Annotated in this window: 6 protein-coding genes; 1 reads left to right on the top strand and 5 read right to left on the bottom strand. The window is 47.5% G+C overall.

The window, feature by feature from the left end; genetic code table 11:
- The coding region (locus WBA23_RS09300) for a DUF6166 domain-containing protein (protein ID WP_424582002.1) at positions 1 to 569 on the top strand (569 nt) is incomplete at its 5' end.
- A gap of 224 nt (positions 570 to 793) precedes the next feature.
- On the opposite strand, the gene WBA23_RS09295 is transcribed toward WBA23_RS09300, so the two are convergent.
- The 5 genes from WBA23_RS09295 to WBA23_RS09275 form a co-directional block, all read right to left on the bottom strand.
- Positions 794 to 1,057 (bottom strand): hypothetical protein, encoded by a 264-nt coding sequence (locus WBA23_RS09295; protein WP_424582001.1) that lies wholly within the window; start codon positions 1,055 to 1,057, stop codon positions 794 to 796.
- A gap of 88 nt (positions 1,058 to 1,145) precedes the next feature.
- Entirely contained in the window at positions 1,146 to 3,755 is a 2,610-nt protein-coding gene (locus WBA23_RS09290) for a toprim domain-containing protein (protein ID WP_424582000.1), read from the bottom strand.
- A gap of 33 nt (positions 3,756 to 3,788) precedes the next feature.
- Positions 3,789 to 4,010, bottom strand: coding sequence for a hypothetical protein (locus WBA23_RS09285; protein WP_424581999.1), 222 nt, complete (start codon positions 4,008 to 4,010; stop codon positions 3,789 to 3,791).
- Positions 4,011 to 4,126: 116 nt separating this feature from the next.
- A complete protein-coding gene (locus tag WBA23_RS09280) occupies positions 4,127 to 4,636 on the bottom strand; it encodes a hypothetical protein (RefSeq protein WP_424581998.1) in 510 nt (169 codons plus the stop codon).
- 45 nt (positions 4,637 to 4,681) lie between these two features.
- A partial coding sequence (locus WBA23_RS09275; RefSeq protein WP_424581997.1) for a TraM recognition domain-containing protein occupies positions 4,682 to 5,946 on the bottom strand: 1,265 nt, incomplete at its 5' end.

Raw genomic sequence — 5,946 nt, 5'->3', positions numbered from 1 at the left:
GGAACAACCAGCGCTTCTACTATTTGAACAACAAAAGGCTATCCTTAGAAGACAGCTTGGCCGTCATGAACAAATCCCCATCCGGATTCGATCATGGGTACAGCGGTAGTGGCCCCGCCCAGCTGGCCTTAGCGATCTGCTTAACCCTCTACCAACAGCCGGTAGCCCTTCAACATTATCAGTCCTTCAAAGAACAGTTCATAGCCCCCTTACCGGAAGGGGCGTTTACCCGGACTCTTGCCGTAGCCGCCCCAGTAGCCCCTTCACATCATCATCCGTTTCGCGTAGGCGATATAGTAAAGGTAGATGAGCGGTTCAATCACCAGAAATTGAAGGGGTATATCTACGACGAATACCCAGGGCACGATAAACAGAAAGGGGTCAGTATACTGTTATCCAATCAGCAGGATTTGGGGGGCTTTTCACCGGAAGAGCAACGCGATCATATCACATTCGTTGAGCATCTAAGCCCCGTGTATCCGTACCAACATACCGCTCAATTGCAGGGCGACATCCAAGAAGGTTGGTTTGATTTCATTTTTGATGGTTCGGTCTTTACCGAGCTGTAAGATAGCGTAGTTACGCTAGACAATTAGCTATTTTTGCGTAAGGCTTCAATCATTGATTTGGTCAGTGCATAGCGCTGCCGGAAAGAGTCATCACTCCAGTACCGGTCCCTGAATTGTGCTGCACGTTCTGCGGATATGGCTATACCGAGCACCCGCTCATCAATCCGCTCTAGTAGTCATTCATCATCTAACGGTTTATTGTCGTTCTTCATAGCGTAATGATTCTAAGTACGTATAAAAATTAACCTTTTTCCACATAGGTAGATCAACCGCTGCTCCACCCGACGCTCAGCTTCAGCATCGGTATAGGTGGTATTAGCCTTGAGTACCTGTCGGATAGCTTCCTGCTTAATGTCTGATCCTTTCCCCCGCTTCCGTACTTGATCGGTATCGGCCTCATTATAGATGATGACCTGCGCGGCACGCAAGAACTCGGTCAGCGTGGTGGCGGGGCGAAACGTTTCTGTTGTCTTATTCGCTGTATGCATATGATATTTAATTGAACAGGTGATTTACTCTAGTAGATTAATTAGTTAGGCCTGGACACTCATGGCTAAATTTTGATGGGGCAACATTTTACATATTGATCCCCTTCTTTTTAGGAATGTGTGGCTGCATACTACTTTTTAACGGAGAGCTATTTTTTTGAGCAGGTGTACCACTGGTGAACACCTTCGCTTTTTTCGTTAGGGAATCCTTTTGTGGTTTTGACACAGTATTGGCTACGTGTTGGGTTAGCGGTGCCTTACTAAAGTTGGTCAACAGCTGCTTGGCTAAGGTTGGATTTTTGTGTTTTAGTACAGCAAACAAGGAGTTTCCTTCCTTCTTGGTTAGTGCTATCGCTACCGGTTGGTTGGCTAGTTTACCTTCCGAGCCTCGGATCACACTCACTAGCTTTTGCTGAGTAATGGCCATACGCCGGACTACTTGGCTAGGTACTCCCTGTATGAATTTCACCTGCAATGAGGCATTTAATACATCCAATGCCATAGCCCGGCTCATACTTCCAGTAACCTGTTTTTTCCTACCCGATGGCCGTTTACGGTTCTTTTTAACCCTTTTTTCTGATCCCTTCGTTGGTGGATTGGTAAGAGCCGTTGGAGTTGTCGTAGTGCCTTGCTTGGTTTGTTTTGGTGGCACGACGGTTGCGGATTGATCCCCACCCTGTGCTCGGTGCTTCCGGGTGATTGGTGGCACTGAGGGCAATTCACCAACAGATGATTGTTGATCTCGGAAAGGTGGTGAGGGTAGATTAGTTTTTTTTTCCGCTAAAGCAGAGCGAACCGATACGTTCTCTCGGGGCTTCTTCCTTATTCTGGGGCGAAGGGGGGTAGGACTTCCCCCCAATATAAAGTCAACCCCTCCTTGCCCCAGCGTACCCATATCCTGAGCCAGTCCGTTCAGCTTGTCATTCACATCGGGACGAAGGGGCTTTTTTTTTGACGCTATTTTCAATTGCTTCTCTTTAGCCTGGTTTTTTACATCCTGGTTAAAGTCGTTATCCCTAGAGTTTACTACTTTAAATGTAGGGGATTGGCCTTGGGTTTGGTTTTTATTTAACCAGTCGGCTACTGCGTGTTGGGTTTGTACTAAGGTAGACAAATCTTTTGGCAGGTAGACCGTCGATGTATTGCTTGCTGAATCAGTATGTTTCACCGAAGCTCGGTTTACTTGAGCAACGAAGCTATTGGCTACTTTTTCAATAGCTTGTCCAGTAGGTACTTGCACTTGCAGCTGGTAGTGATCCTTTTTCTCGTCCAGGTGTACCGACACCTTGCCTTCCGATAGTGCTCCCATCTGGTTGATGGTCGCTTTGGTTCCGGCTGGATCCCGGTCGTTGGCAAACACCACCTGTTGGGGTTGATGGGTTTTTAGTAGCCCCTGCACCGTCTCAATTTGAGCGGCAGAATGGTTGCCCCCTGTCGCTACATACACGCGAGACTCAAGGCCCCGAGGGGGCATCAACTGATGAAATGACAACGCATCAATGGGGTTCTCCGTGACCACGAGCCGGGATAATCTGGTATTGATTCTAGCGTGTTCTATTGCGGTTACTTGATCAGCCGATACGGGTACTTCCTGGAGCTTGCCCGCCACCCTAAACGCGATTGTTGACGATAAAGGTGCCATTTTATCAGGATCACCCACCCGTAAGGAAGCACGCGTTCCCGCCGGAATGAGGTGTTCACCAATCGCTGTATCTTTAGCCAGCAGAAAGGTAGGGTTAGACTGCCAGATGGCCCCAGCCCGGCTGACCTTTGGCATTCCGCTAAACTTCTCATTTTTCATGATAATTGTCTGTAACTTCTCATCGTTGCGCATAGGAAAGACCGTGTTATCTACCGCTACGGGCTGTTCTTTTTGGTCGCTCCACCCCCGAGCGTTCAGTACCTGTCCGCGAAAACTTGGGTCTTCCACGGTGGCTTTTTTTATATTTCTATGCGTTAAGTAGGCAAAATTGTCTAACAGCCGCATTTGGTATTTATCTTGTAAGGACCGAGTGGCTACTGGTTTTTGAGAGCGAACGTCTGCCGGGATGTTAGGGGCAGGGATCACCGGCTGCCCCCTCATCCGTTTACCAGGGGTAGCAAACTTCCGTGGTGTAGCGTACTGTAAGGGGGGCACCCCCCCAAAGTGCTCTTTGATATAGCTATTCACACGGTGCGGATCGTTGGCGAGTTGTGACTTTAGAAAGGTAATACTATCGCCTTTCTCCCCAGTCAATTGATTGATCAGCACAGCCTTGGAATCCGGGTTGGGATACATGAGAACAGCTTCTCCATCTCGCTTGTATACTTGTCCATTGGCTCCACGCTTGCTACCTTTAGTTGGGTCGTGCTTAAAACCAAAATCTTCTAAAAGCTGGGCGGGGTTCATCGTCCGAGATGCTTCCCCCCAGTCAATAAGCTGGTTAGCAGTAGAATGCGTACTAGTGCGCTTTGTTGCGACTGATGGGCGGCTACTAACTGTCTGATCTTTGGAAGGGGTTACTTTGGTGGCCAAACCAGGATCTAGGGTGGCCGCTATATGGGTAGTCAAGTCATCCCTGGAAAGCACTGGAATAGTGAGTGAGCCAATTTTTAGTTGTTCACTTCGTCGAGTGAATTCACTCCATTGATAGGATAGCATGCCTGCTGCGTAATTCACCACTTCCAGGTGTTGATCCTTTTTACCAATCGTAATCAAGGGTTTATCTTGCTTATTGACAAAACGTTTACTTCACCCCCGAAGCTTCTTGCCCCCTTCGGCTAAAGCATCCTTGAGCTTAGCGTAGTTCTGCTCATCAGGCTTTACCCAAACGGCAATATTTCCTACCCAGGAGAGCTCATCGTACTTACGCATAGCTAAATTACCTATCGTTAGGTAGTCCACCTTATGCTTATTCAGTAAAGAAAGGTAGCGCTGCTGCTGTTGGGTTATTTGCTCAGTTAGAGTAGGCATGCCGGTAAATTTTTAAAGCAGGGGTCGTGTCGTTAATCCCCCAACAAGAATAATATGGAATCGTCATCTACAAGTGAAAGGAACAGCACCATCGTAGTAATCCTACAGACACTGATCTAATTAAAGTGCTGTAAATATGGTATTACGTTGATGCTGATCTCGCCCTGCGCATTGAGAACGGGCCAAGCCAATAGAATCATCGGCTTATCTAACCACTCGGATTCGTAGATGATCTTCAGGGGTTGCAATTTTTTAAAATGGTCTTGCGATGACAGATCGAAATGTAACCGTTGAATGATTTGCAGGCTTTCCGCACTAAAGGTAGCATGTAGGGTAGTATTTAGCGGCGGTACAAAGGAGTCCCCAACCACGTCTTCGGTGGGCGAGTCCGCTTCTTCTTCCATCGCTAGGCTACCAAAGACATCTTCTTCCTCATACTGATCCTGATCGCTTTCACTGGATAAAGGCGAATCATCGGCGGCGGTGACTACCGGAGAGGAAGCTCCTTCGTCCTCTTCCTGATCAGGATCAGTATAATTCTTAAAGTCATTCCACTGTGTGGGATCATCCAAATCCCCAGAACCGGTTGGATGCTGCGGGGGTGAGTTTTGTAAAGATTGTTGCATGGTCGTTTTTAATAAATGAGTGTAAAATCAACGCGTATATATGGGTCAAGCGGCAAACTCCCCTTGATCATTATTTTGAATACGCTTCAGCTCGGATTGTAAGATATTTTTAACATCCTGCCGAATTTTTTCAAAATTCTCCTGAAGCACTTTTTCTTTACAATTACGGCCTGCCGCATCAAGGAAGGCCTGTTGGCGAAAGGCTGGTATGGGCTGTTCGCTGTTATTTTCTCGCTGGATTAACAATCCATCTACTTTTACATCGGCGTGGAATACCTTTAGCTTTATCTTTATCTCTTTACTATCGGCTACGGTTCCTACAAACGTCCCTTGGCTTAGCTCGCTCATCACTGAGTCAGGTATACGGGTATCCATTCTTGAACTAAGGTTCTCCGTGGTTCCGGTCGTTGTTATGGAGTGAGAATGTTGCTTTTGCTTGATTTTTCCAAAGCGCTGGGATAACTCTTTAGCAGTCTCCCCTACCACGTTACCCACAAACACATTGCCTATGGTATTTTTAATAACCGTCGCTTCCTCTCGTCCGTAGTCACGCACCAATTGAGAAAAGTCTTGAAATCCCAGTAAAACAGCCACTAGGTTACTACGAGCCGTATTGATCAAATGGTCAAGCCCTCGGAAAAAGATGGTTGGCAACTCATCGATGATAACCCCACAGGGGATTTTACCAGGTTTGTTAATCATTCGTATCAAGCGAGAATTATACAACCCTAGGGCCGCGCCGTACACGGCCCGCCTTTCTTCATTATTTGCCAAGCATAGAATCTTAGGATCGTTCGGATTATTAATATCCAACGTAAAGTCATTGCCCGACATCACCCAGTAGAGCGGAGGGGATACCAAGCGGGCCATGCCAATGCGGGCCGAGGCAATTTGTCCTTCCAACTGATCAAAGGTTCCGCGCTTGTAAGCCGATACAAAGGGCTGCATATACACCTCAAGTTCGGGATGATCCAATAGCACCGGAAACATTTCCTCGTAGGGAGAAGTAAGCAGCTCTATGACGTGGGGCAGGGTGCAGTACTGCCCCTGATCATACCGTTTGAGGAACCAGATACACGCCGTAACAATATTGATTGGCGACTCGACAAAGAAGTCGCCTTGCTTCTTTATCCAGCTCCGGTTCAGGTTAAGCATCATTGAGTACGCGCTTTCGTAGGCATCGGTAATGTCGTTCAGACTGCTTGCCAGTAACGGATTACACCGGTGAGAACGCTCGGGTTCGTCAAAGTTTATGATGTAAAACTTCGCTCGAAGGGTCGAGTTGTCCCGCAGCCGATTATAGGTGAAGT

Origin of the sequence: Tunicatimonas sp., assembly GCF_049647865.1 — a bacterium.
GTDB lineage: Bacteria > Bacteroidota > Bacteroidia > Cytophagales > Cyclobacteriaceae > Tunicatimonas.
This window is presented reverse-complemented; position numbering and strand designations above follow the sequence as displayed.

Excerpts from the sequence above, each read along its gene's own strand:
- WBA23_RS09295 (WP_424582001.1), bottom strand. The coding sequence starts at position 1,057 with ATGCATACAGCGAATAAGACAACAGAAACGTTTCGCCCCGCCACCACG.
- WBA23_RS09285 (WP_424581999.1), bottom strand. The coding sequence starts at position 4,010 with ATGCCTACTCTAACTGAGCAAATAACCCAACAGCAGCAGCGCTACCTT.
- WBA23_RS09280 (WP_424581998.1), bottom strand. The coding sequence starts at position 4,636 with ATGCAACAATCTTTACAAAACTCACCCCCGCAGCATCCAACCGGTTCT.